The sequence below is a fragment of the Algoriphagus aquimarinus genome (assembly GCF_900112005.1).
Classification (GTDB): Bacteria; Bacteroidota; Bacteroidia; order Cytophagales; family Cyclobacteriaceae; genus Algoriphagus; species Algoriphagus aquimarinus.
Map to the genome: position 1 here is coordinate 176240 of NZ_FOKK01000003.1, position 26063 is coordinate 202302.

21 protein-coding genes and 1 pseudogene are annotated in these 26063 nt (G+C 40.6%); 8 read left to right on the forward strand and 14 right to left on the reverse strand.

Annotated features, from left to right (window positions below; genetic code table 11):
- Positions 1–48: 48 nt before the first annotated feature.
- On the reverse strand, positions 49–609 hold the full coding sequence (locus tag BM291_RS04985) for a LemA family protein (protein WP_092895074.1): 561 nt from the start codon (positions 607–609) through the stop codon (positions 49–51).
- 315 nt (positions 610–924) lie between these two features.
- Between BM291_RS04985 and katG the strand changes: the two genes are divergently transcribed.
- On the forward strand, positions 925–3174 hold the full coding sequence (gene katG / locus BM291_RS04990; RefSeq protein ID WP_092895075.1) for a catalase/peroxidase HPI: 2250 nt from the start codon (positions 925–927) through the stop codon (positions 3172–3174).
- A gap of 82 nt (positions 3175–3256) precedes the next feature.
- Here the strand turns inward: katG and BM291_RS04995 are convergent, their stop codons facing one another.
- The 5 genes and pseudogenes from BM291_RS04995 to BM291_RS05015 form a co-directional block, all read right to left on the reverse strand.
- Positions 3257–3880 carry a 2OG-Fe(II) oxygenase gene (locus BM291_RS04995; protein ID WP_092895076.1) on the reverse strand — a complete coding sequence of 208 codons (624 nt, stop codon included), beginning with the start codon at positions 3878–3880 and terminating at the stop codon, positions 3257–3259.
- A gap of 190 nt (positions 3881–4070) precedes the next feature.
- Positions 4071–4874: pseudogene (locus tag BM291_RS05000) on the reverse strand (polysaccharide deacetylase family protein).
- A 28-nt stretch (positions 4875–4902) separates the two neighbouring features.
- Entirely contained in the window at positions 4903–5142 is a 240-nt protein-coding gene (locus tag BM291_RS05005; protein WP_092895077.1) for a hypothetical protein, read from the reverse strand.
- Complete coding sequence (locus BM291_RS05010; protein WP_092895078.1) at positions 5139–5543, reverse strand: ACT domain-containing protein; 405 nt, start codon at positions 5541–5543, stop codon at positions 5139–5141. Before BM291_RS05010 ends, BM291_RS05005 begins: the two co-directional genes overlap by 4 nt.
- A gap of 70 nt (positions 5544–5613) precedes the next feature.
- Positions 5614–6945, reverse strand: coding sequence for a GntP family permease (locus BM291_RS05015; RefSeq protein WP_092895079.1), 1332 nt, complete (start codon positions 6943–6945; stop codon positions 5614–5616).
- A 202-nt stretch (positions 6946–7147) separates the two neighbouring features.
- Here BM291_RS05015 and BM291_RS05020 point away from each other — a divergent pair, with 202 nt between their 5' ends.
- Entirely contained in the window at positions 7148–9226 is a 2079-nt protein-coding gene (locus BM291_RS05020; RefSeq protein WP_092895080.1) for a beta-N-acetylhexosaminidase, read from the forward strand.
- Between the two features lie 327 nt (positions 9227–9553).
- Here the strand turns inward: BM291_RS05020 and BM291_RS05025 are convergent, their stop codons facing one another.
- From BM291_RS05025 to BM291_RS05045, 4 genes are all read right to left on the reverse strand, one after another.
- Positions 9554–10030 (reverse strand): acyl-CoA thioesterase, encoded by a 477-nt coding sequence (locus tag BM291_RS05025; protein WP_092895081.1) that lies wholly within the window; start codon positions 10028–10030, stop codon positions 9554–9556.
- Between the two features lie 133 nt (positions 10031–10163).
- Complete coding sequence (locus BM291_RS05030) at positions 10164–12443, reverse strand: hypothetical protein (RefSeq protein ID WP_092895082.1); 2280 nt, start codon at positions 12441–12443, stop codon at positions 10164–10166.
- Positions 12444–12970: 527 nt separating this feature from the next.
- A complete protein-coding gene (locus BM291_RS05040) occupies positions 12971–13381 on the reverse strand; it encodes a type II toxin-antitoxin system VapC family toxin (RefSeq protein ID WP_092895084.1) in 411 nt (136 codons plus the stop codon).
- A complete protein-coding gene (locus BM291_RS05045) occupies positions 13382–13633 on the reverse strand; it encodes a DUF6364 family protein (protein ID WP_092895085.1) in 252 nt (83 codons plus the stop codon).
- 323 nt (positions 13634–13956) lie between these two features.
- Between BM291_RS05045 and BM291_RS05050 the strand changes: the two genes are divergently transcribed.
- Positions 13957–14403, forward strand: a complete 447-nt coding sequence (locus BM291_RS05050; RefSeq protein WP_092895086.1) for a transposase — start codon at positions 13957–13959, stop codon at positions 14401–14403.
- Positions 14404–14858: 455 nt separating this feature from the next.
- On the opposite strand, the gene BM291_RS05055 is transcribed toward BM291_RS05050, so the two are convergent.
- From BM291_RS05055 to BM291_RS05070, 4 genes are all read right to left on the reverse strand, one after another.
- Complete coding sequence (locus BM291_RS05055) at positions 14859–15692, reverse strand: hypothetical protein (RefSeq protein ID WP_092895087.1); 834 nt, start codon at positions 15690–15692, stop codon at positions 14859–14861.
- A gap of 3 nt (positions 15693–15695) precedes the next feature.
- A complete protein-coding gene (locus BM291_RS05060) occupies positions 15696–16646 on the reverse strand; it encodes a Smr/MutS family protein (RefSeq protein ID WP_092895088.1) in 951 nt (316 codons plus the stop codon).
- Positions 16643–17941, reverse strand: coding sequence for a cryptochrome/photolyase family protein (locus BM291_RS05065; protein WP_092895089.1), 1299 nt, complete (start codon positions 17939–17941; stop codon positions 16643–16645). The genes BM291_RS05060 and BM291_RS05065 overlap by 4 nt, the downstream gene beginning before the upstream one ends.
- A gap of 188 nt (positions 17942–18129) precedes the next feature.
- Complete coding sequence (locus tag BM291_RS05070) at positions 18130–22659, reverse strand: translocation/assembly module TamB domain-containing protein (RefSeq protein WP_175499643.1); 4530 nt, start codon at positions 22657–22659, stop codon at positions 18130–18132.
- A 77-nt stretch (positions 22660–22736) separates the two neighbouring features.
- On the opposite strand from BM291_RS05070, the gene tsaD reads away from it, so the two are divergent.
- The 5 genes from tsaD to BM291_RS05095 all read left to right on the forward strand — a co-directional run bounded on the left by tsaD (position 22737) and on the right by BM291_RS05095 (position 26003).
- Complete coding sequence (gene tsaD / locus BM291_RS05075) at positions 22737–23750, forward strand: tRNA (adenosine(37)-N6)-threonylcarbamoyltransferase complex transferase subunit TsaD (protein ID WP_092895090.1); 1014 nt, start codon at positions 22737–22739, stop codon at positions 23748–23750.
- 2 nt (positions 23751–23752) lie between these two features.
- Positions 23753–24220 (forward strand): SsrA-binding protein SmpB, encoded by a 468-nt coding sequence (gene smpB, locus BM291_RS05080; RefSeq protein ID WP_092895091.1) that lies wholly within the window; start codon positions 23753–23755, stop codon positions 24218–24220.
- On the forward strand, positions 24183–24980 hold the full coding sequence (locus tag BM291_RS05085; protein WP_139229040.1) for a hypothetical protein: 798 nt from the start codon (positions 24183–24185) through the stop codon (positions 24978–24980). Before smpB ends, BM291_RS05085 begins: the two co-directional genes overlap by 38 nt.
- 3 nt (positions 24981–24983) lie before the next feature.
- Positions 24984–25493: an HNH endonuclease gene (locus BM291_RS05090; protein WP_092895093.1), complete on the forward strand. Its 510-nt coding sequence runs from the start codon at positions 24984–24986 to the stop codon at positions 25491–25493.
- A gap of 75 nt (positions 25494–25568) precedes the next feature.
- Entirely contained in the window at positions 25569–26003 is a 435-nt protein-coding gene (locus BM291_RS05095) for a lipocalin family protein (RefSeq protein ID WP_092895094.1), read from the forward strand.
- Positions 26004–26063 lie beyond the last annotated feature (60 nt).

Sequence of the window (26063 nt, forward strand, 5' to 3'; positions counted from 1 at the left end):
CTCATGTACCTGCAGAGCGCAATTAAAGTTTGAGGTTTTATCCTACAATTAAGAAAAACTCACTTTCACATTTTCACGGCTTTCCGGTTCAGCTTCGAAATAGTCAAAATGCTGATAATTGAACATGCCAGCGACAATTACTGCAGGGAAGCTTTCTCCATAGGTGTTGTTTTCACGAACGGTTCCGTTGTAATAGCGTCTTGAGCGCTCTAGATTTTCTTCGATCTCGTTGAGTTTATCCTGTAGTTGGAGAAAGTTGGTGTTCGCTTTCAAGTCGGGATAAGCTTCACTCAAAGCAAAGATGCTTCGTAGGGTTTTTTGAAGCTGGTTTTCGGCCTGAATTTGTTGATTGATGTCATCAGACGGAACTGCCATCGCTGCATTTCTAGCTTGTATCACTGCCTCAAGCGTTTCTTTTTCATGACTTGCATAGCCTTTTACTGTTTCGACCAAATTAGGAATTAGATCATAGCGTCTTTTAAGTGCTACATCGATATTACTCCAGCCGTCTTTTACGGTGTTTTTGTTTTTTACAAATTGATTGAAAATGCCAATTAGAATAATGCTCAGAAACAAAATGATTCCGGCAATAATGAGAAGTGCTACCATAATGGGTTGAATTTAAAATGGGTTTAAGATAGAGATGTTAAAAAGTATAGTCCTCCATGATTTAACGATTTCAAAATACCAACTTTTATTGAAAACTCAAGAAAATAAGCAAATTGAAGTTTGGTGATCAGAGGCTACAAATTACGAAGTCTCCAAGATTTTAGGTATTTTGAAAGTCTGTCATTTTCCGCAAAAATGACATCCACAATCGTATGTGTAAAAGACTCATAGTTTTTATCAATTGAATTTTTGATTACATGTACAATGCTTATTGTAAATTAGCTTTCATAAAATATAAACACAAACCCTAATCATATGGATAACAAAGAAAACGGTCATGACTATACAGATCCTGTATGGGATGTAAATGACAGTGAAGCAAAATGCCCTTTTACTAGTGGAGCAATTCACCAAACTGCAGGCGGTGGAACTAAGAATCGCGACTGGTGGCCAAATATGTTGAATTTGAATATTCTGCGTCAGAATTCTTCAAAGTCTAATCCTATGGATCCCGATTTTAACTACGCAGAAGAGTTTAAGAAATTGGATTTAGCGGCTGTGAAAAAAGATCTTGCTGATTTAATGACAGATTCTCAGGATTGGTGGCCGGCAGATTTTGGACATTATGGACCATTTTTTATCAGGATGGCGTGGCACAGTGCAGGTACTTACCGTATCGCTGATGGCCGAGGTGGTGGAGGATCAGGTTCTCAGCGATTTGCACCGCTAAATAGCTGGCCTGATAATGCCAATCTAGATAAGGCTCGTTATTTACTTTGGCCTATCAAGCAAAAGTATGGCAATAAGCTTTCCTGGGCGGATTTATTGATTCTTGCTGGAAATGTCTCTTTGGAAACAATGGGATTAGAAACATTCGGCTTTGCTGGTGGTCGAGAAGATGTTTGGGAGCCAGAAGAGGATATCTACTGGGGATCTGAGGGAGAATGGCTTGGTGATCAGGATAGATATGCAGGAAGTGCAGAAAGAGAATTAGAAAATCCTCTTGGAGCTTCTCACATGGGATTGATTTATGTGAATCCAGAAGGACCAAAAGGGCAACCTGATCCGATCGGAGCGGCACACGATATCCGTGAGACTTTCGGCCGTATGGCAATGAATGACGAGGAGACTGTGGCGCTGATCGCAGGTGGTCATACCTTTGGTAAGACTCACGGTGCAGCAGATCCAGGGGAGTTTGTAGGTCATGAGCCAGAAGGGGCAGGTATTGAAGAGATGGGCTTAGGTTGGAAAAATTCCTTCGGAAAAGGTCACTCAGAAGATACGATTACGTCAGGTCTTGAGGTGACTTGGACTCAGACTCCTACAAAATGGGATAATACTTTCTTTGAAAATTTATTCGGCTTTGACTGGGAGTTGACTAAGAGCCCAGCAGGTGCACATCAGTGGACACCGAAAGCTGGGGGGGGAGCTGGAACTGTTCCTGATGCACATGATGCGTCAAAAAGACATGCGCCCGCTATGTTAACTACCGATTTGGCTTTGAAGGAGGATCCAGCATATGAGAAGATTTCCAGACGATTCTTCGAGAATCCTAATGAGTTTGCTGATGCTTTCTCAAGAGCTTGGTTCAAATTGACTCACCGAGATATGGGTCCAATTCAGCGTTATCTGGGTCCAGAAGTTCCTACAGAGGAATTGATCTGGCAAGATCCTATTCCAGCGGTCAATCATGAATTAGTAAATGATTCAGACGTATCTGCTCTAAAAGCAAAAGTTTTAAATTCGGGACTTTCTGTTTCTGAATTAGTTTCTACTGCTTGGGCTTCTGCCTCTACTTTCCGTGGATCCGATATGCGTGGGGGTGCCAATGGCGCTCGTGTACGTCTTTCTCCACAGAAATATTGGGCAGTAAACAATCCTTCTCAACTTGGAAAAGTAATTGGGAAATTGGAAGAGATTCAGAAGGAATTCAATGCTTCTGGAAAGCAAATTTCTTTGGCTGATCTAATTGTATTGGCAGGATGTGCAGGGGTAGAAAAAGCTGCTAAAAATGCTGGAAAAGACATTACTGTGCCTTTCACTCCAGGACGTGCTGATGCCTCTCAAGCTCAAACAGATGTAGCATCTTTTGCAGCTATGGAGCCAGCAGCGGACGGTTTCCGTAATTATTTTAGACCTACCCATAAAGCTTCTGCTGAGGAAATGTTGGTAGATCGCGCTCAATTGCTCAAATTAACTCCTCCAGAAATGACAGTTCTTGTTGGAGGGTTGAGAGTTTTGGAAACGAATTATGACAACTCCAAGCATGGCGTTTTCACCACCACACCTGGAGCTTTGACCAATGACTTCTTTGTCAATGTCCTAGATATGGGTACTACTTGGAAAGCTGCAGATAAAGGACAGCATGCTTTCTTAGGTTCAGATCGCAAGACAGGCCAAGTGAAATGGACAGGAACTCGAGCTGATTTGATCTTTGGATCAAATTCTGAGCTGAGAGCCTTATCTGAATTTTATGCAAGTTCAGATTCCAAGGAGAAATTCTTGAAGGACTTTGTTGCAGCTTGGGATAAGGTAATGATGCTTGATCGCTATGATTTGGCTTAATTAAAATTTCTTAGATAAGCAAAAAGGTGATCTGGAAACAGGTCACCTTTTTTTCTGAAATAGTCAAATTATAATAGGTAAGCTAATCCTTGAGCCATCCAGCTATGCTTCTCCGGTCTCTGGTAAAGGAGGGATGAACTTCATGTTCCATTTCATCACTTTGAAAGAATACCATTCTTCCGCCAATAGGGGAGATATCTTGCTGATCACTTCCTTCAGGATACAGAGAAAGCATGCCGCCATCTTCAGTTTGCCAGTCTTGGTTTAAGAAAAGTACAATGGAATATTTCCTGCCTTTTTCATTTTTGAATTGATCCAAGTGCCTTTTATAAAAGCTCTTTTGCTCGTAATTGGCATAGTGGCTTTCAAAACTCTTGATAGAGGTAAAACATGTTTTATTTAAGTGTGAAATAAAGTTGCCTACTTTTTTATTGTAGATCATTTCAAATTGGTTGATACTTTTCTCATCAATCCATTTGATTTTATCACCTCTTACTAGCGCATTTTGTTTATAATCTTGCTTGTTGCCTGTTCCCGAAACTTGCAGGTTACCAGACTGGTTTTCACGCTGAAGGTTGTCCCGAAGACCTGTAACAGTATTAAAATCTATGAAGTTATTACTACAACCATACTTATTGTCGATTAGGCCTTGAATCATTTCTTCGAATTGATTTTTCTCGTCCTTATCCTCCTGATCCTTATCCATTTTGGTAGTTAGAACCTAGCTGTATTAATTTACAGTTCGGGTTTTACACAAGAAGATCATTCTTTACATCATTTTTTCATTTTCTTTTTTTACGAGCAAGAAAATAAAAAAGGCAAAATGAGATTTACGGTTCGAGGGGATGAATTGTGCAGGAATAATAGCGAGGATTTATAATCCTACTAGTCTGAAATCAGTTACTGTTTTTCTTAACAAAATCTGGAGTGATGGTCCTTTTGGCGGCTTCTACATCGATGTAGCTTTCCAGATCTTTCATGGAAATAACAGTGAAGTGATTCGTGTCAAGATATTGTAAGTATTCTTTAAAAAGTTCGGGAGGTGTATTCACCCAGGGGTGCTCTAGATCAGGAACACCGTGAATAGTTAAGATGACAATCTTTCCATCTTTGGCTTGATCAAAGGCCTTCATGATCTCAGCTTTATTAGTTTCATCCGTCGCCCAACTAGGGATCAGGAAGGGATGATCACTCAAAGGATCATCACTCAAAGGATCATAAGCTCTACTGCCACCTGCCCGTGCGAAGACGTATTCTTTTTCCTGTAAATTTTTTAAAGACTGAGCGTTTAATCCGTAGCCAGGATAAGCAAAGTTGGTAGGTTTCGGGATTCCGAGTGAGTCACATTTAGCCTCAATGTAAGTGAGCTGACTATTGAATTCTCCCTGGGTTAGTTTACTCACATTTGCATGGGTATGCGTATGATTTGCAACTTCAAAACCCATCTTGTCCAATGCCTTGATCTGTCGCCAATTCATTTATAATGTACTGTCAGCATAATTTGGTTGAAACTCACAAACGAAGAAAGTCCCTCCAAACCCAAATTCCTTGAGCATAGGTGCCACAATAGAATAATGACTTGCCGGCGCATCATCGAAGGTCAAGACGACCAGTTTATCGGGGATTGGTTTTTTGAGGATTTGGGCCTGACTGTTGGTAACAGATGAAAATATAAAAAGTAAGACAATGAGATTTTTCATGAGGGGTAAATTATTTAAAGCAAACAGTTTACTCCGTAACCATATTTTTTCTTCTATTTCGATAAGTCAAAACTGAACCTATTATAATCAATATGATGGAAGGATAGAAAGTTAACATGGCAAGAATTCCTGGGCCAACTGCATTTCCAGCATCTATGACTCCTAGTTCATTGAGCCCCAGCAAAATTAATAAAGGGCTGATCCCTATGATTAAAGTAATGAGCCCAATTCTTAGGGTCTTGTGTAACTTACTCCATTTCGTTTTCATAGTATTTGTTTGTTAGCCAATCGAGTTAGTACCTCAAGTGCCTTCGCAGAATCTTTACTATCCACAAATATGTGGTCATGATAATATCCAGCTACGACATTACAGCTAATGTCATTTTTCGCCAATTCAGTTGAAAAAAGTGCAGTTAACCCTACGGCCTCAAGTGAGGAGTGAATCATCAGGGTAATCCAAGAAGAAACGTATTGATAGGATAGATTCAGCGCGTCTGCTTTTCGCCGTTCCATGATAATCGTTGTCCCTTCACTTTCTTTGAATTCGCAAATAGTATCCTTTCGGTCAATTTCATTTATGTTGTCTACTGTGGCAAAGATGTATTCCCCTTCATTCAGTTTTGGGGTCATTCCTTTTACTAGTTGCGCTAATCTTGTTTCTCCAGTCATTTATATCAGTATATATTCTGAATGAATTTATCTTTCGTTGTGGGATTTAATCTCTACTCTTTCCTAATTATTACCCCACCACTAACGTAATCAAATAAATCACACTTATAGCAGTCACTGACATAATCAGAGTACCTAGACTGTGAGTTTGATTTCCTTGCTTAATGGATAAGCCAGAAAGTTGAGTTACCGCCCAGAAGAAGCTGTCATTGGCATGAGAGATGGCCATTGCGCCAGCACCTGTAGCCAAAACGGCAAAAACACGCATGGTTTCCGAGTCAAGCCCCAATGAACCGAGTAACGGAGCGATAATCGATGCCGTAGTAATCATCGCTACAGTCGAAGAACCTTGAGCCGTTTTCAATGCAAAAGCGATTAGGAAAGGAAGAAAAATACCCCAGCTGGCACCACTCATGCTCGTGCTAACCAAATCGCCTATTCCGGAATTCTGAAGCATTTTCCCAAAAACACCACCTGCACCAGTAATCAGAATCACCGGCGCTGCGATCAAAATGGCTTCGCCAATCCATCCAGAGGAAGAAAGGAGTTTAGCATCGAATTTTTTTGGCAAGGTAAAAGCCATAAAAGAACCTAAAAGTAAAGCAATGACTGGACTTCCTGCGAATTGGATAAAGGTGTAAAAAGTACCCTCTCCAAATGGTTTAGTAGGGTAATTTGCAATCGATGCGGCTATGATCAGAATCAATGGAACGATAATCGGGAGGAAAGAAGCAAAAGCAGAAGGCCTTTCTTTTTTGTCGATTTCCTCAGTTTTGACAGCCATTTTGGGCATCAGAGGAATTTTGTATACTACTTTTTTGACAAAAATATAGCTGGGAATCAACGTGATCAAACTCACAATAAGTCCATAGAAAATGATCATGCCAAGGTCAGCTTCATAGATTCCTGCTGTAGCGATTGGTCCTGGAGTAGGAGGGACAAGCGAATGAGAAGCCGTTGCTCCTAGCGCCAATGCAATCGTAGTGGCTGCATAGGGTACTTTTCCTTTCAGCGAAAGGGACTTGCTGATCGGGTTCATCATGATGAATGTACTATCACCAAATACCGGTATAGAGAGTATATAACCTGAAATCATCATGGCAAACGTCACAGATTTCTCCCCGATCCAGGATAAGATCTTCTCTGCGATGACGATGGCTCCTCCTGTTTTTTCCAAAAAAGTACCCATCATCACACCGAGCAAAATAAGTAAGCCAATACTTCCTAATACCCCTCCAAAACCATCTGAAATAGATTTTAAGATCAATTCTCCCGGCATTCCGGCTAGTAATCCATAGAGAATGGCACCACAGAAAAGAGCTAGAAATGGATGTATGTCGAATTTGACGATGGCAATAAGAATCAATGCCAAGGCAAAAAGGATGATCAGAAGTGTAAGCATTTTGGGTTAGGTTGGGTTTTTAAAAAAGAGTTCTAAACAGGTAGCGTTTAGATCCTTCAACCTAAAAATTAGGGAAAAAAAGGGAATATTAAAGCTTGAAGCTATAATAGGTTTTGAATTGTTTGTTGAGTGGCTGCACTAGGGTTGAATATTTGGTATTTTAGCCATTTCAAAATTCTTTATACTAAATAACCTCTTTTGCATGCGATTATTTTCAACGTTCAATTTGCTGATCACCTTACTAATACTTGCTTCCTGCAACTCAGGACCCAAGAAGGAAGGTGACTTCAAGATTTTGCCAAGCCCTACCTCAGTAGAAATATCAGGGATTTCTGGTTTGTTAGCCTCCAATATTGAGGATCTAGTGGATCAGGCAAAAGCGGATTTTATATCGGGTAAAGCCCTTGAAGGTTCTAAGAATAAGTCTTTGACTTTTAGTCTAGATGCAAATTCTGACCTGAAGGCAGAAGCATATACACTTGATATTTCTGCAGATCAGATAGCCATCAAGGCTAGTACAAAGGAAGGTCTTTGGTATGGAGTGATTACGCTTGGGCAGCTCGTGCAGGATGCGCTGGATCAAGATGCTGCATTGCCTTTGATCTCTGTGAGAGATGAGCCAGCACTGAAGTACCGTTCTGTGCAACTCGATGTGAAGCATCATTTGGAAAAGCAGGACTATTACTACGAGCTGATGGATCGCTTGGCGGACATGAAAATCAACGGTATAATCTTGGAAATTGAAGATAAGTTAGCTTTCGAAAAGCAACCAAAAGTGGGTTCTTCGGACGCTTGGTCTATTGCAGAATGGAAAAAACTGAGTGATTATGCCATGGCTAGAAACATCAGAATTTCTCCTTTGGTGCAAGGACTAGGACACGCTTCATTTATTTTGAAACATGAGGAATACAAAGATCTTCGTGATGATCCAGAAAGCGATTGGGCATTTAATCCTCTGGATGAGCGCACCTACGAAGTTCAATTTGATTTGTACTCGGATGCATTAGCCGCTTTTCCTCATGCACAATACCTGCATGTAGGAGGGGATGAAGTTCATACAACTGGAAGAGGAAGCGGAAAATCAGCGTTGGAATTGCAGTTGACCTGGTTGAATAGAGTGAGTGCATATGCAGAAGAGCATGGAGTGACACCTATTTTCTGGGATGATATGCCACTGCAAAATGCAGGAGTATATGGATCAATTTTCAACAGAAAATTGACAGAAGCGCAGGTAGATAGCATCTGGACGGTGAACGAGCCTAACCTGAATAAATATGTGGATTTGTTCCCGAAAAATTGCGTGTACATGCGATGGAACTACAGCATGCCTGAGACGCCTGGGAATAATCGCGCGATGAAATGGTTTACTGATCATGGTTTCCAAGTGATGGGAGCTACAGCTGGTCAAACACGCTGGAATCTTATGCCACTAGAAGAGAGTAATACGGCTAACATTCGGGATTTCGCTTTGATTTCCATTGAAAACAAAGCAGACGGGTTACTACTGACACTCTGGGATGATGATTCTCCGCATTTCGAATTGTATGGAAGAGGCATAGCGATTTTTGCAGAATACACCTGGTCAGGCCAAAAGAGGACGTCTGAAGAACTACATACTGCTTATAGACAGCGAACTTTTGGGTCGGAATTGGCCTCAGCTGACTTTTCATTTATCAATGATTTGGAAGGTCCAGTAGCCTTTTGGAAAAATGCTTTACTGGATAAAAAGGATCGAAATCAACTGAGAAGAATGGACAATCCAATTCAGGAAGCAGTTTTGACTTTGCCAGAGGCAAATTCTCCTGGAGAATGGACGGAAAGAAATAAAGAGAAACTGGCTAAAGCCAAGGAAAATCAGGTGAAGGTTGATTCCGTTTTGTATAAAATTGAAGCTTCTAAAAAGGTAGCTGTTAGAAACAGCTATACGCTTGAAGTCTATGAGCAAGTGGCTAAAGTGACTCAGTTTTCAAATAAATCCCTGTTACTACTTGCAGAGTGGGATCTGTCCAAAACGGCTGAGGAAAGAGAAGCTGCCAAAGAAAAGCTTCTGAATTTAGAAGGCGAGTGGAAGTCTCAGTTGGTGGAATTGGAGAAAGTATATGGTAAAACCCGAGAGCTGAACAAGCCAGATGACTATATTTTGGATCAGGATCATCATGCTCATTTAGCCAATCAGGCACTTAAGTTTTCGGACTGGCAATTCTATGTGGAGGATCTATTTCTTCAAAAAATCAAGGAAGGAAATAGCCTGAATATGAGTGGAGATGTGAAGAATAAATAAGGTAGCATGTGACCTTTGAGGTTTTTAGAACCTCGAAGGTCTTATATAATGCACTTTTTCTAACCACCAAGACCACGAAGTTTGTCAATGAAGGAAGTCCTGTTTCTCCAGAAGCAGGACTTCTTTTTGATAGCTGAACATACCTTTCATTAAGTTCTAAACTAGGAGGAAACTTAATTTACCACATGTTCCGATTGAAGGAAGTAAGCTTAAATCCATTCCTTTCTATAGACGAATTGTCCGTTATGACATAATGAAGCCTGCTATTTACTACTCACAGAACTTTCAGCTAACACCATTTACGATTCACTAATTCTCACTGGAAGACTATTCATTAAAAAAAGGCTTCATCTCGTTGTGAATATCCTCTCTGAGGGATTTTAGTCGGGTAGCATACTCTTCCAGTTTTTTCTCCTGATCCGTTTGTGGAACCCAAGGCTTCACTTTTTTAGGAGATCCATTTTCATCGACCGATACGAAAATGATGATGCAGTGAGTCTTTTTCTCAAATTCCTTATGTGAAAAATCTCTGGAATACACTTCCACCATGATGTGTATACTAGAACTTCCTGTATAAATCACAGAGCAATCTACCTTGATTACCTCACCAATATTGATGGGTTTGTAGAACCGAATACCACCCACATAGACAGTCACGCAGTAGCTTTCCGACCATGTTCTGGCGCAAGTGTAAGCAGCCTGATCTATCCATTTCATCACGACTCCTCCGTGTACTTTGCCACCGAAATTGATGTCCGATGGTTCGCTGATAAACTGAAAGGAGGTTTTGTGTGAGGTATCCATAGGTTTGAGTGGTTTTATAGCTTTGCTAAGCTAAGAGATATTTAGTGTTTTCGGTGGATTCAGGCTGGTCTATTAATCTTGCGGGGAATTTTGTAAGCAAAAGGTTTCTGGCGGTTGTGCAACTCATATTTGTCTACTTCCTACCACTTGCAGTCAAAGCAAATGTCTTATTTGTTAGCCCATCGATTAACTCGTTGAGTACCCAGGTATTCTTCTTTTCGCCTTCATTCAACTTCCAGTTTTTCTTTGGGTCAGCTAACATTTTTTTCACACTTAGAGGAAAGGCATCAGCGGCACGTGCATCCTCCCAAATTCTTATTGTTTTGAAAATGGCATCTTTCTCAGGGCAGTTTTCCACATCTTTTTGGTTCAGGACTAGACTGTATGTGGTTCCAAGTCCAACAGATATAGCTTGTATGTGCTCATACTGCTCTACTGTTGAGTTTGCGTTTATTGGAAAATTGCCTCCCATCCCTATAGGGAAAAAATTGGCGTAGGTAACATCCCGAAGATCTTTCCCCTGGCTTGTAGTGCTGCCCCATTCCCTCGTTTCCACATCATATAGGTTTTTCCCTCCGCCTACATTCCAGATGCTTTGGTAATGCCATGATCCTTCTGATAAGGTGGCACCAGTAAAACGAATAGTAGGAATGCCTAGGACTTCAGCCCTTTCAAACATTTTGCGGAAAAATCGCTTAGCAGAGTAATAGCCGTGTCCATTGTTAAATAGAAATTCTTGTCCATCAAAATCATAGTAGCCTAAGCCGTTTATAAAACAGACATCAGCATAGTATTCAGCAATTTTATCCTGGAGCTGCATATTGGGAATCAACCCATCATAGCCATAATTCAGCGTAACCTGGAGCTTATAAATAGTGTCATTGGATTGATGTTCGGTTGCTGTAGTTTCCCAATATCCACGTTTTACATTCAAAAGTCGGTAGGGCTTTTCTTGAGAGACTCCAAGATAATAGATCAGCTCTTTGCCGATTTTTATCATGTTGAGGTTCTCGGCATGTCCTTCCCAACTGGCGATTTCCTCAAGATGGGTTGGGTCATCCACGATAAGAATGGTGTCAGTTTGACTAATGTTGTTCACCAATAAACGTTTCTGCTGATAACACAAACTGTCATTTGGTAGGGGGCTAGCATCTTTTGTTCCGGGAGCTAGTGCATTGGTTATCGGCGTTCTTCCTATGCTGATTCCATGTTTTGCTGCCATCTCCGAAAACTCCTTATGGGATTTGTTTCCAGACGTTAACTGAATGGGCTTTTTCTCAAATTGTTTTCCGTCTAGGTAGCCTTCATTTCCACGATCGGGCTTTATAAACCCTTGGTCGTACAAACTGATTGCCTTAAAACCCATTCTTGATGTATAAGAAATGATACTATCATTCAAGCTTCCATTTGTCATCGCATCAGGCACAAAAGCGCTCGGATCTTTCACCCATTTGCCATCAATTGTTGGATAAGGCAAGCCCTCTTTCAAAACAATGTCCTGAATCACATCCAGTAAGGCGGAACTGTCTGGGCTACCCCATAAAGCAATAGAAGAACCTATAAAATCCACACCTGCCAAGGGTTGAATTTCCAGATGGTTTGGTGTATTGGCTGGCATATTGGGAATAAGTGAATAATAAACTTCTCTCTCAAATGTCCTGTCTCTGGAGTGGTAATTAATAGAGATCTGGCCTTTTTCGTCGACTAAGGCAGAGTTACCATACATGATTCTGTAGTAGGGCTCTTTATGTGCGTAAAAGGCTACATCACTAATTCCATCTCCGCCAAGGGTGAAAATTTGCCCCTCATGCAAGGAGTCAGGAAGTGGGTAGATTTCCGGGTCAGGCGAATGAATTATGTACTGAAAAGGTGCTGCATCAGCTATAGTTTCAGAAGTGCCTCCAATCGTATTGTCATCCAGTGCAAGCATACCAATAGCATAATTGACTACCGCACTTGTGTCTCGTGCAACTCCTATGATTTCTCCAAATAGGTTTGTGATATTCGTATGGTATGGTCCCCATTGGATACCATCGATTTCATTTCGTGGACTAAGAGACTCTAGGGTGAATTTCAGGTATTTCTCTTGCGTCGATAAGAGGACTTGAGCAACTGAACCGTTGGAATAGCTTAGTGTAATGGAGCGATCTGCTTGATTGAACTTCGCATCAACAGGTTGATAATACATTTTCTTTTTGCCATCGTAGAGCTGAAGTAATGGTGATGGTTTTTCGAGAGGACTGAATTCCCGATATGGATTTTTTGAGATATTGACCATGCTGGTGATATAGCCCTTGGGGTTGATTTCAATTTTAAAATAGTCAGTAGAAAAACTGCCCTTATCGTCGTTTGAGCAATTGAAAAGTAAAATTGTGAAAAGTAGCATTAGTATATTTCTTGCTACTTTTTTCATGAATAAGGGGGTGAAAATCATGGTATTGAGAAGGGTGTTTTGTAATGTTTTATAATACCTCTACAGGTGCTCAATCAGACTTAAAAATTACTTTAAACTATAATAGGCGCTTAGTACAAGGGTTTTTGACTTCGTAAAGTAACCAAAATGAAAATAAAAAAAAGAGTCTACCAATCAGATGTTTTCATTGAAAACGATAGCTGAGTTGATGTCGATCCTGCCGTTGGCACTCTGGGTTAGCTTGTTGATTTTGAATCCCCGAATTTCGCTGCGCTGTATTCGGGGTTAGGACTGGGAATGCCGTTGGCATTCGAGGGTGATATTATGAGAGAAAAATTGGACTTGCTGGGACTTGATGTTCGCTTGCGGAGTGGTAAATATCTTGCCAACGGCAAGACCAATACTTGCCCAGAATGCAATTCTGGGTTGATTAGGGGTTATATTTATTTGAGTGCCAAAGGCACGATCGGTAGTTCGAATTCTAATTTTTCTCTGCTTTGAAACTTTTAAATAAAGTACGATTCAATCTACTTTTTCAGATACATTTCTGGAGTTAATACTGCCAGTTCACTTTTCTTATAATCTTTCATATTTCTTGTCAAGATGATTGGAATATCACCTTGATTTAGCGCAGCGCAGTATTGTAAAGCATCTTCAAAATCTTTGAATTCTGAGTTTAAAGCAGCCATAACAACCTTCTTGTCCATAGCTGTTATCTCTATAATTCTTAAAAGTTGTTTTAGCTTTTCTATGATTACCTCATGCTTGGCGGTTTTGCTCAGAAGGTAATAGACATTGCTGATGATGACAGGTGTGGTGTAACCTAATAGTTGCTTTGACTCACAGCGAAGAAAAACCTCTGTTGCAAATTGAGCGAAGGGTTCTCGGTCAAAGAAAAAATCAAGAATAACATCCGAGTCTATCAGTACCTTGTCCATTTACAAATGCTTTTCTTCGAGGACTTTTTTTAGCTCTTCCTTGTAATCCAAGTCTTCGGGCATTTTAAAAGAGCCCTTCAACGATTTGACGATAGGGGTAAGCTTAGGTTTATTATCTACGCTATTCTCCTGAGTCAGGCTTTTTAGGTAATTTTCAATGATATCAGAAAGGCTACGGTTTTTATCTTTTGCGTAATCCTTAGCTTTTTGAATCACATCCTGTTCTATGGTTAAGGTGAGTTTAGTATTCATAAGCTGTTTTTTACAAATTTAACAAGAAAATATTACACGTGTGTACTATTGTATTCTTACACGTGTTATAATATTCATGGTTTTAGATCTCCAAATTTCGCTTCGCTGTATTAGGGGTTGGGAATGCCGTTGGCATTCAATGGTGATATTATGAGAGAAAAATTGAACTTGCTGGGATTTGATGTTTGCTTGTAGAGTGGTAAATATCTTGCCAACGGCAAGACCAATACTTGCCCAGAATGCAATTCTGGGTTGATTAGGTGTTATATTTATTAAAGTGCCAAAGGCACGATCGGTATTTCAAATTCTAATTTTTCTCTGCTATGCCACAGTCCCTATCCAAAGTGTATTTACACATAGTTTTTTCTACTAAGTATAGAAAACCACTTATTACCCCAGGTGCCCAGCCAATTCTTCATGCTTACATCGTCACATTGGGGGCAAATCTAGGCTCATTTACAGAAGATATTTATGCTAATCCAGATCACTTACATTGGCTTTGTACATTGTCACGGACTGTCACAATTGCTGATTTGATTCAAAAAATTAAAATATCAAGTTCTAATAAAATGTCTGAGATTGGCTTAAAAGGATTTCATTGGCAAAAAGGTTATGGTGCCTTTTCGGTCAGTCAGTCCAAAGTTGGTATTGTTAAAAACTATATCCAAAACCAGGAAGAACATCATCGGAAGCAATCATTCCAAGAAGAATATATCCAGTTTTTGGAGGAGTATAAGTTGGATTATGATCCGAAATATGTTTGGGATTGACCACTGCCAGTTTATTACTGATCGTGCCGTTGGCACTCTGGGTTAGCTTGTTGATTTTGAATCCCCGAATTTCGCTTCGCTGTATTCGGGGTTAGGACTGGGAATGCCGTTGGCATTCGAGGGATTCGATATCTGATATTCTATGGTAGGTTAATAACCATGTTTTGGCCACTTTATTACTGATCGTTCCGTTGGCACTCTGGGTTAGCTTGTTGATTTTGAATCCCCGAATTTCGCTGCGCTGTATTCGGGGTTAGGACTGGGAATGCCGTTGGCATTCGAGGGTGATATTATGAGAGAAAAATTGAACTTGCTGGGAGTTGATGTTCGCTTGTAGAGTGGTAAATATCTTGCCAACGGCAAGACCAATACTTGCCCAGAATGCAATTCTGGGTCTAAAAGAAGCGTGTTTTTTTAGAGTGTCAAAGGCACGATCTGTAAGAATCAATCATCACTCACCCCAAAATCTTATCAAACAACTGATGTGCTTGTTTCTCGGCTTGGGAAGAAAGAATCTTCTTTTCTGCTTTGAGCTCTTTTACCCAGTCTAGGTACTTCTTAGATACTTCCTGTTTGGTGCCTAGGAAATGTGTCAAAGACTGTAGCGACAGGTGATTGGAGTACCAAGGTTTGAGGTTGTTCTTCAGGATTCCGATTTCCTCATGTATTCCAGTGATGAAAATAGAGTTGAAACCCATCTGGATCAAGGTGTTTTCCAACATGATGATGGTTCGCAAACCTTCAAAAGTATCCTTCAAGGCTTTGCTGTCCATAGCGCCTTTATGGTCTTGATTGAAAAACTCCAGTTCTTCCTGAATGATCTGATTCACCGCGGTATGGATAGCCAGAGGTTTAATACCTCGGCTGGCGGTCATGGCTTTTTGATGAAACTCATCCCAGCTTTTCAGTGTGCTGCCTACTATCAGATCAAAGGCATCGGTGTAAAGTTTTTTCTTATACTTATCCAGATGTATTCGATATCCCCCGTATTTGAAACCTAATTCTTCTTCGCGATCATTCAGGCTTTTTTCTGCGAGTTTGAAATGATGTATTTTCCGCAGGCTTCTCTTCATCTCTTTGAAATCCGAGAAGATATTAAAATTCAAGCCTTCGATTTCAAAGTGAACCTTTGCCATCAAATCTGCATAGAGTTCCAGGAACTCCATTTTCCCTAGAAGTTCTATTGCTTTCTTGGACTTGATCTGCTTTCCCAAAGCCAAAAACAGTGCTTTAGCCTCTTGGTGCTGCGATTCAAAAAGCTGAAAGACAGGGGATACTTTTGCCTGCATAGATTAGGAGATTCTGACCAAGGTAGCACCGTAGCCCCATTGATCTTTTTGCGTATCCTGAAAGTACTTAATATTTTGGAGTTGACTGAGGCGCTTGTGAATTTCTTTGCGAAGCACGCCATTTCCTATGCCATGGATAAATGTGATTTCATCCATTCCTGAAGCCATCGCCTGATCCAGATTTCTGTCAAAAGACTCCAGTTGCACACGAAGCATCTCGGAATTGCTCATTCCTTTGGGATCTGTCGCTAGCTTTTCAATATGCAAATCAATAGATCTGGCAGGTTTAGGAGTTTTTGGAGTTTCAGATTTTGGCCTGATTTCATCCAGTTCCTGATTGAGCGCACGTATATCGAGTTCCTTGGTAGTTTGCTCTAGGGGAAAAATGTAAGCAGTTTTATCCAAGCGAGGTGCTTTGCTTAGATGCTTAAAAAACTGAGTTGCTTTCATTTTCAGCTGACGCTCAAAAGCAGGAATTGCTTTCTCCAAAGTGTTGTGAATCGGGATAAAGCGAAGTAAAAATGCTGGCCACTCATCCATTTCCTTCAGCAATCTATCATCAAATTTCTTCGCCTCACCAGGATTCAGTGTTGCTGCAAGCAGTGTGCGCTGATTAGTACCGAACACTTCCGATGCATGTGCCAAATAAGCCTGACGGCTGTCGTTGATCAGATATAGGCTGAGACTTTGATCGTTGATAGGAACGAAAGCAAGGTAAAGTCCCTGATCTTTTGGGCCTGAAATGGGAAGAGGCGTGTCGATTTCTTTCTCTTCCACTGGCTTATCTCCAAAATGTTGCTTTTCAGCTGCATTGATTAAAACCAATTCTGATTTCAAAGCAGGAATGATGAATCCGTCCTCGATTTCTATCTGCATTCTTCCACTAGAGGAAATTTTGCGGATTATTCCTTCTTCGTTTCCGTGAAGTAGTCTTACTCGGTCTCCGATATTCATTGATTCAGGGCTGATTTGTAGGTGTCGATTGCACGTTGCCTTGCAAATTTATGATCTACTATCGGTTTTGGGTACTTATCTGAGTTTATTTCAGGAATCCATTTTTTGATGTACTTCCAATTCTTGTCAAACTTCTCTTGCTGGGAGGTAGGATTGAATACCCGAAAGTAAGGTTGAGCGTCTGTGCCAGTGCCTGCTGCCCATTGCCAGCCACCATTATTTGAGGCTAATTCGTAGTCGAGTAATTTCTCCGCGAAGTAGGTTTCACCCCATCGCCAATCGATCAAGAGATGCTTGGTGAGAAAGGAAGCCACCACCATACGCACGCGATTGTGCATGTAGCCAGTAGTATTGAGCTCTCTCATGCCGGCATCTACGATAGGATATCCAGTTTTTCCTTCACACCAAGCAGCAAACTCTTCTTCATTATTTCTCCAGGGAATTCGATCGTAAGCTGGCTTGAAAGCCTGATCTACCACCTGAGGATTGTATGCCAAGATCATCATGTAGAATTCCCTCCAGATCAATTCATTGAGAAAAGTAGCATTGAGTTTGGAGGCTTTTAGCGCAAGCTTTCTTATAGAAATAGTGCCAAAGCGTAAATGAATTCCTAGTCTTGAAGTTCCATTCTTGGCCGGGAAATCTCTGGTTTGACTGTAGTGTGAGATGATTTCCTCATCTGCAGTTTTAGAAGGAATGGATATTTCACTTTTTTCAAAACCGATTTCCTCCAAGGAGGGAACCTCCAAAGCCGAAGTCTGCATTAGATTTTTCCAATGCATGGGTTTGAACTCTTCCGGTATGGAAGCATTAAACTTACTTAGCCAAACCTTGCTGAAAGGAGTGAAGACCTTGTAGAATTCTCCAGCTCCATTTAAGATCTCTCCTGGCTCGAAGATCATCTGGTCTTTATATCGATGCAATCGAATATCCTGCTGATTTAGCAGTTTAGCGACCTTTTCATCGCGACTGGTCGCATACGGCTCATAATCTCGATTGGTGTAAACTGCGTCAATAGAATACTCTCTAAGTAGCTCATTGAAAATGTCATCCGGATCTCCATATTTGACTAAAATCGAAGCTCCTTTTTTTTCTAATTCCTGATGAATGTGTCTGATTTGATAATGGATAAACTCCACTCTGGCATCGGCTTTATTATCTAGCTCATCGAGTATATTTTTGTCGAAAATGAAAAGGGGTAGGACATTTTCATTTTCTTTCAAAGCTTGGTATAAGCCGTGATTATCTTCTATTCGGAGATCTCTTCGAAACCAAAAAATGCTGACTTTCTTCATTTTGATTTTATAGAAGTAATCGAGAAAGGAGTGGGATTGTTTAAAATATTTTTGAGCGATGTGATGGTTTCTTGCGGATTTGAGGTAATGATTTCCCGTAGATTATTGCCGATTTTATGTACCAATTTCAATAAAAGAATCAGCGCTGATCAGCGATATTTGTCATCGCCTATCTGCGGGATTAATCCTTAAAATTTCCCTTCTTCCAGCATTCTGATCTTTCTTTCCCGATCTAGCGAGTCTAGCCGTTCTTCGATGTTATCCAGTTTGATCGGTTTCCATTCTTCTTTGTTTTCAAACTGATAGCGCAAGAAATCATCCTGATCATTGATCATCAGTTTCTCTTTTTTCTTTCTTGTTATTTTCTTGAAAAGCTCTGAAAATGAATTGAAGGATACATTTTGAGAAACAGAAACTCCGTAAGTTGATACGTTTTTGGAGAGAGAGAGAGAGGTGAACGTATTGAAGTTGTTTCGGTTGAAAACCCGCATTCTATAGACTCCATCTTCGGTAAGCATGTATTCCGCCTGCCAATCTCCAATGATGGAATTAGCATCGGCATTGCCACGATTATCAGTGAATCCACCATCTCTAGATACACGCAAACGACCATCCAAGAATGTATAAGCAACACTTAGCTGGAAGGTTTCCAGGGCATTTTGATCCAACGTGGCAACGTCGAGATCTACCTCTAGATTTTTGTCCACCTGACCCAAGAAGCTATTGAGCTGGGATGATAGTAATTGTCCCAAACTTGAGGAGATATTGGAAACACCTGAGAACTGTCCTTCTGGAGAAAATGAGCGGGTCATGATGACAGAGAAAACCTGTCGGTTCATCTCTTGCTCATCATTTGCGATCTTGTTTTGAAAAGAAGAAATAGTTGTCTGCGTTTCCCCGCTGCTTGGGAATTCGGTGAAATCAAAGCCAAAAGAAATGTCTGGAGACAGCAGTTCCCCATCTAAGTTCAACAATACTTTCACTGGATATCGTCGGCTGGAAGTTGAACTTTCAGTTTGAGAGGTTACCGTGGAGGCAAGTAGAGGTTGTAGTGATACTGTCTCTGTGTATTCTGCTGAGATATCCATGATGCCGGCGTATGGATCTCCATACCAGGTGATACGTCCGCCAGGCTTGATGTTGAATTGCTTTTTCACCACGTTATAGAGTGAGAAGTTGTACTTGCCTTCCGTGATCTCGTAGGTACCATTCAGCGTGAAATTGCCCTGAGTATCTATGTTCATGGTCAATACACCTCGACCACGACCTGAGATTCCTTCTTCAGTTCTTGGGTCAATAATGATCTCTGCATAAGCATCAGGAGTGATATCTAGCACGAAATTCATCCGCACATTCTCCAATTCCAGTCTATTCACTTCCTCTGCGATTTGTTTGATTCTTACCGTATCCTGGATGTTGATCATATGTATGAAATCCTCCTGAGCTTGAGTACTGCTATTATTCAATGGGATGAAAATCTGCGTATTTGGCTGACTAGTAGCGCGGGCATTGATATCTAGGTTTTTGGTTGTTCCGATTACCGAAGCCGTTCCTGTGACGAAGGCAGTGCCATAGAAAGTTTCATTATCATTATCGGTGGTATTCATCACCTGCAGATTATTGAGGTTGGCTCTTATGTCCAATCTAATGTCGTTAAAACCTCGATGAAACACTCCACCGCTAAGTGTAGCATTATGACCATATAGGTCTTTGAGTTCTAATTGTTGGAAACTGACTTGTGTAGGTTTGAAGAGTATATTTCCGTTTAGAAGATAGGTGGTCTTGAGATAGTTTACTGTAAATCTGCCATTGTTTAATTTACCTGTTCCATCAATTTGAGGTTCTGCCATGGTGCCTTTCAAATCCATTTTACCTGATACAGTACCGCCCATGCTAGAGAGGTAATTGGATAAAAATGGTTCTAGTATCACCAAACTTGCATCGTTTAGTGATGCTTTCATGTCCAACTCTTGATTTTCCACCAGCATAAAGCCATTAAGGTCAATCGTCTTTTTCCCTTGGTTTACATTGGACATGGAGATATTTAGCCTTTCCAAATCCAGGTTAGCTTTTGCACTCATATCGCCAATCGGAAACTTGTTGATAGCAAATTGATCAAGTGTGAATTCTCCTTCAATCAGTGCCTTGTCAAATAGGTTTTCGAAGGAAATAGATCCGTTTGCAGTGCCATCAAAATCCTGCGGAGACAGCGTATTGAGCAAGTCAATATTTACATTGTTGATTTTAAGATTTAAGCGATCTTCTTGTTGGCGACTGACTTTTCCTTGAAGAGAAATGTATTGGCTCTCATTGTAGATTTTTAAGCTATCCACTACTATTTCGGCAGGGGTAATGGTGATTAGATTCAGAGAATCAAATTTCCATTCCCGATCAAGAACTTTTAGAGATGAGGGATCAAAAGCGAGTTGAGTGTTTTGCGCTGTAAAACGAGCTGAAGCATTGATTCTAGCCGCACTTTGGGTAGAGTCCTGATCCAGCGTCAGGTTGATATCCATTTCATCCTTATCCCAGATAGCCTCAAATCCGAAATTGGTAAACTGTATGGATTTTCCTATTTCCTGTGTTTTGGAGTACACGTAGAATGAGGCTAGAATATCCGGGCTATTGATAAGCTTGGAAGTGTTAAAGTCAATATTGATGTTCTGGGCTGAGTTATTTTTATATTTAAGTGTGTCAATGCTGGTGAAGAAGTTGAAGATGGTATTTTCTTGGGTTTGATAGAAAGCACCTTCCAAAACCATGTTTTTTGAAAGACTTAGATCTGGTTCAAAAAGTTGAACAATAGGATTGATATTAATTAAACGCAGGTTAAGATCGAGGTTGTAGATTTCAGAGAAATCCCTTTCGAGATCAGCAATCGGTTGCTCTTCATTTAAGATAATGGCTATGTATTGCTGGACCAAAATATCTAGATCCCGGCCCATTTGCTCCAGGTTAAATTGCCCCGAGGCAGCTGCAACTAAGTAGTCAGAATTAAGTGACATGGTTCGTGTGCCTCCAGCAAAAAGAGATTGGAAATTGAAATCACCAATATGTAAGTACCGGTCTAGGTAGCCGACTTCAATATTTCTGAACCTTGCAATGCCTTGAATATCATCAAGCTTAATTCCTTTGGTATCAATGATTAGATTTCCACTGATGAACGTAGCTTTTTCTGTGAAATTCAATCGATCTAGAAAAGCTGTATCGATCTGTAGATTCATCTGCACTGAGTCAGTTGATTCTCGGAGATTTACCAGACCATTTGCGGCAATCTTCAGATTTGGATCTGTGACTTTGATGTTTCCTTTGAAGAGATCCCGTCCATAGGTTGCATCCGTTTTAATGTTGGTGTAGTCGTAGTTATTGAAACCAAATCTTGTGACATCTGCATCCACGTCGAGTAGGAGGTTGTCTATTGAATTACCTTTGGTGTTTACATGGCCTTTAAGACTGACTTTCTGAAAGGACTCTCTGTCTCCCACAATAACTCCCAAATCGAGATTTTTTGTTGTGATATTAGAAACAGTGGTAGGCAAACCTTCTACTAAATCAAAATTCACTCGGCCTACAATGTCTCCAATGGAGGTTTTAAATTCTCCATTGGTATCGAAGCGATGTAAATAGCCCGCGAAATCTGCAGTTAGGCGGACGGTGTTGAATTTGTTGATTTGTGCAGATACATTGCTAGGCAGATAAGGAGCAAGGTCTCTGGAAAAGATGGTTGAGTTTTTAAGCGAAAGATTGATGTAGGTATCATCGATATTCGGCAAGCCATCCAATCTGAAAGCTCCAAAAATCGCTGTCTTTTCACCTATTCTGATCAGTAGTTCTTCTGAGCGGATATCTGATACAGGACCGGATACTTTTCCTGAAAGGTAAATTTCATCATCAATGTCTGGCAAAGAAGAAGCGAATAGTTTCAAGTCTCCCAGGTGCAATTTGGTTTCATCCATATTGGTGATGATGACAACCTCTTCTACGAAATTAGAAAACGCTGCAGGTGTGGCATATTCAAATCGAAGGAAATTTTTGATGTGACTGTTATCAGATTTCAAGCTGAGCTTATCAAATTCCAAGAATTCAGGCCCGTACTTCATGTCCGTTTTGAGCTCTTTGATCTCAAAGCCTGAAGTCAGTTCTGTTCCAGTCAACATTTTAATGTCAGCTCCAATCTCAGGCCCTTCCAGATAAAAGTTTTCTGCATTTAGTGTTATATCTGAAAATCGTAGCTTGTTGTAATCCAGTCCTTTGGTGATTGCATCAGTGATTACATTGACGAGAAATATTTCAGATTTTCTGAGTTCAACAGTGTTAATTTTGAACTGAGTTGGCCCACTTGAAGTAGCGCTAGTACTGAACATATCAGCTAACTCTTCTATCCAGATATTGATATTCATTGCAGAATCCCCTTCATGCGTAAGCATGTGCAGCTTAGCATTTTCCATCCGGACGGCATTGATGGTGGTGATGCCAGGAGGAATCAGCGATAACAGTTCAAAGTCAGCATTAATCTTTTTGGCGCCGATCATCAAGCTATCCCGATGATCTCGGATCACTACATTCTCTAAGACTAGCGCATCCCACCAGGTAATTCGAATTTTTCCTATTTCTGTATGAAAAGTTGAATTTTTATTGAGAATACCTGTTACAGTGTCGATTGCTTTATTCTGAACCCAAGTGATCTGTAGTGTAAGAGCTACTATTATAAGTAGCATGACAAGCGAAAAGACGATCCATAGTAGGATCCGAAACGCTTTGTGCAAAAAATCCGTAACTTTCGCGTTCTTTTCCAATGGTTACCAACGATATCTTTATTCTAGCAATTGAATCCTCGTGTGACGAGACCTCTGCCTCTGTAATAGCTGACGGCAAAGTACTTAATAATATTGTCGCCACACAATCTGTACACGAAAAATATGGGGGTGTAGTTCCGGAGCTCGCATCGCGCGCGCATCAGGAAAACCTTATCCCTGTTGTTCAGGAGGCTATTTTGACCTCGGGGATTTCTAAGTCTCAACTTTCAGCAATCGCTTTCACACGTGGACCAGGTCTAATGGGATCCTTGCTTGTAGGAGTGAGTTTTGCCAAGGCATTTGCCTATTCCTTAAATATTCCACTGATAGAAGTGAATCATATGAATGCGCACATTTTGGCACATTTTATTGAGGATCCAAAGCCAAATTTTCCTTTCATTTGCTTGACAGTGAGCGGTGGACACACGCAGTTAGTTTTGGTCAAAGATCCTTTGACTATGGAGGTGATCGGTGAGACACAAGATGATGCGGTGGGAGAGGCATTTGACAAAACAGCAAAATTGCTAGGCTTACCTTATCCTGGTGGTCCGCTTATTGATAAATATGCCAAGCTTGGTAATCCTAAAGCTTTTCAATTTCCAATCACCAGAATGCCGGAGTTGAATTATTCCTTTAGCGGGATCAAGACGGCAGTACTTTATTTTCTTCGTGATCAGTTGAAGGAAAACCCGAAATTTATTGAAGAGAATTTAGCTGATCTTTGCGCCAGTGTACAATATTCGCTTGTGGAAATGTTGCTGATCAAATTGAAGTTGGCGGTGAAGGAGTATGGGGTGAAAGAGGTCGCCATTGCTGGAGGCGTATCTGCCAACTCAGGATTGAGAGATACGTTGACTAAGCTGGCTAAGGAAAGAGGCTGGAACCTGTACATTCCAAAATTCGAATACTGTACAGACAACGCCGCCATGATTGCCATGGCAGCGCATTTTAAATACCTAAAAGGAGAATTCTCATCTATGGATGTGACTCCTCTCGCAAAAATGAAAATCTAAGCATGGCTAAGGATAATAAGTTTGACAAAGTCATCAACATAAAGAATAGAAAGGCAAGTTTTCAGTTTGAATTCGTGGATACCTATGTGGCAGGTATGGTGCTGAAAGGCACTGAGATCAAGTCTATCCGCGAAGCAAAAGTGTCGTTGACTGAAGCGTTCTGCATTTTTCTGGACGGAGAGCTTTACGTTCGGCAGATGCACATATCACCATACTCCATGGCAGCTAGCTACAATCACGTAGCGATACGTGATAGAAAGCTGCTTCTGAATAAGAAAGAACTTGATAAACTCGAAACTAAGTCACAGGAAAAAGGGCTGACTATCATTCCTGTTCGTATATTTATCAATGACCGAGGGATGGCGAAAATGGAAATTGCGCTTGGACGAGGTAAGAAAACTCAAGATAAAAGACAGGACCTGAAAGAAAAAGATGCAAAAAGAGAAATCCAGCGAATGGCCTTTGATTGACGCTTTTGGGATCTGCAGGCAAACAATTTTACCCCTTTATCGCAGACCCACTTTTGATTCCGCACTGGTTACGCAGTTACTTTTTGGCGAATGCTATCAGACGATAGCAATGACCTCGGATCAGCAATGGTTCAAAATACTTCATGAAGACACGGGAAACCAGGGCTGGATTACTACGCAGTCACTCAAGGAAATCCCGAAGAACGACTATTACAAATTTCTCAATAATGATTTTCAAGTTGTCACCAGTCCGATCGCAGCTATAGAATATCTTGGCTCCAACCTTTATTTGCTTCCGGGCAGTAGGCTCCATTTCTCCGACTTGGAGCTTTTTAATTGGCAGGATCACTTAGGGTTTACAGGCTCGATACGTAGTCATTCGGTAAAAGCCAAAAGAGAGGAGTTGATAGATATTGCACTTAAGTATGTCAATTCACCCTATCAGGCAGGAGGAAGGAGTATTTTTGGACTCGATGAGCATCAGGCATTTGAGTTGATTTTTAATATTGCTGGCTATTCGTGGAAGTCTGGAAAAATTCCTGGTGGAAAAATTGATCCCGAACTCGTTTTGCCAGGTGATTTATTTATTTTCAGGGAGTTAGAGAAAAAGCAAGTCAAATATGCCTTGTATCTTGGAGCGGAAGAAGTATTTTGGATGGACAATCGAATAAAAGTTTCTGACTTGAGTGAATGGGAAGCCTTCTTACGGAATAGTAAGGATAAACTCATTGAGTTAGAAACTCGATCAATAATTAGTTAACACATGGAAAAACGGGTATTGGTATTGAATTTAGATCATTCTCCCGTGGCGGTAGTCTCTCCACAAAAAGCCATCGTGTTGCTAATGTTGGAAAAGGCAAATTGCTTATCCGTCTATGAACTTCTGCAGATCCGTACAGTAAGTCGTAGTTTCGAATATCCTGCTGTGATTTGTTTGAATAATTACAAAAACATCCCTTTCCGAGGAGTACTTCTTAATCGTGTTAATCTATTTCGAAGAGATCGTGGTGAATGCCAGTATTGCGGGAGCAGAAGACAACTCACCATTGATCATGTGATCCCACGATCCAAAGGAGGGAAGTCCAACTGGACGAACTTGACAACAGCCTGTCATAGATGCAATGTGTTGAAGGGCGACAAAAGTCCTGAGCAAGCTGGTCTAACTATACAAACGCAGCCGTTTAAACCTACATTAGCTCATTTTTTATCTGAATATGCAGAAAGACAAGCAGAGGAATGGTTGCCTTTTTTGAATTCTAGATTAGTGCAGTAAGAAGTCAGCGCTAACTTTTGATTTCAAATTTCAAAGGCTTTCCTTTTGTGGCAAAATAATTGCCTTTCTTTGAATATGTATCTTTCGATTATCCCCACTCTTTTATTGGCGTTTGTGCTTCAAACCAGCCAAATCAAATTCGAGCAACTTATTGGTACTTGGCAATTGGTTCACTTTGAGGCTATGGATGACCTTAGAAATTCACCTCAATACAAGAATTCTAATGCAGCTATGCGAGGAGGTATCGAGTATAAAATTAAAAATAGACTTGAAAATACCGTCTATGAATTTATCCCCGGAGATACATTGAAATATACAGACTACGTGAAACAAGAAGTAGTGCAGAAGGAAGCCAAAGTAGAAATCAGCAGCGATAATATGTTGATAATTCATACAGGAGCAGAGACCAGAAAAGCCAAAATTGTAGAATTTGATAACGCCCGAATGGTGTTGGAACCAGTCAGTAATAATCCTGGATCCGGTAAACTGGTTTTCGAAAGAATTAAATAATATTTTTTATCCGCAATTTGCACAGAGTTTTCGCCGAAATCACAAGTGTATTTGTTAGCT

Coding starts and splice junctions, on each gene's coding strand:
- BM291_RS05005 (WP_092895077.1), bottom strand. CDS start 5,142: ATGAAAACGAAATGGAGTAAGTTACACAAGACCCTAAGAATTGGGCTC.
- BM291_RS05045 (WP_092895085.1), bottom strand. CDS start 13,633: ATGAATACTAAACTCACCTTAACCATAGAACAGGATGTGATTCAAAAA.
- BM291_RS05010 (WP_092895078.1), bottom strand. CDS start 5,543: ATGACTGGAGAAACAAGATTAGCGCAACTAGTAAAAGGAATGACCCCA.
- BM291_RS05060 (WP_092895088.1), bottom strand. CDS start 16,646: ATGAATATCGGAGACCGAGTAAGACTACTTCACGGAAACGAAGAAGGA.
- tsaD (WP_092895090.1), top strand. CDS start 22,737: ATGGTTACCAACGATATCTTTATTCTAGCAATTGAATCCTCGTGTGAC.
- BM291_RS05020 (WP_092895080.1), top strand. CDS start 7,148: ATGCGATTATTTTCAACGTTCAATTTGCTGATCACCTTACTAATACTT.
- smpB (WP_092895091.1), top strand. CDS start 23,753: ATGGCTAAGGATAATAAGTTTGACAAAGTCATCAACATAAAGAATAGA.
- BM291_RS05065 (WP_092895089.1), bottom strand. CDS start 17,941: ATGAAGAAAGTCAGCATTTTTTGGTTTCGAAGAGATCTCCGAATAGAA.
- BM291_RS05015 (WP_092895079.1), bottom strand. CDS start 6,945: ATGCTTACACTTCTGATCATCCTTTTTGCCTTGGCATTGATTCTTATT.
- BM291_RS04995 (WP_092895076.1), bottom strand. CDS start 3,880: ATGGATAAGGATCAGGAGGATAAGGACGAGAAAAATCAATTCGAAGAA.
- BM291_RS05095 (WP_092895094.1), top strand. CDS start 25,569: ATGTATCTTTCGATTATCCCCACTCTTTTATTGGCGTTTGTGCTTCAA.
- BM291_RS05030 (WP_092895082.1), bottom strand. CDS start 12,443: ATGAAAAAAGTAGCAAGAAATATACTAATGCTACTTTTCACAATTTTA.
- BM291_RS05050 (WP_092895086.1), top strand. CDS start 13,957: ATGCCACAGTCCCTATCCAAAGTGTATTTACACATAGTTTTTTCTACT.
- BM291_RS05070 (WP_175499643.1), bottom strand. CDS start 22,659: ATGCTACTTATAATAGTAGCTCTTACACTACAGATCACTTGGGTTCAG.
- BM291_RS05090 (WP_092895093.1), top strand. CDS start 24,984: ATGGAAAAACGGGTATTGGTATTGAATTTAGATCATTCTCCCGTGGCG.
- BM291_RS05025 (WP_092895081.1), bottom strand. CDS start 10,030: ATGGATACCTCACACAAAACCTCCTTTCAGTTTATCAGCGAACCATCG.
- BM291_RS04985 (WP_092895074.1), bottom strand. CDS start 609: ATGGTAGCACTTCTCATTATTGCCGGAATCATTTTGTTTCTGAGCATT.
- BM291_RS05055 (WP_092895087.1), bottom strand. CDS start 15,692: ATGCAGGCAAAAGTATCCCCTGTCTTTCAGCTTTTTGAATCGCAGCAC.
- BM291_RS05040 (WP_092895084.1), bottom strand. CDS start 13,381: ATGGACAAGGTACTGATAGACTCGGATGTTATTCTTGATTTTTTCTTT.
- katG (WP_092895075.1), top strand. CDS start 925: ATGGATAACAAAGAAAACGGTCATGACTATACAGATCCTGTATGGGAT.
- BM291_RS05085 (WP_139229040.1), top strand. CDS start 24,183: ATGCAAAAAGAGAAATCCAGCGAATGGCCTTTGATTGACGCTTTTGGG.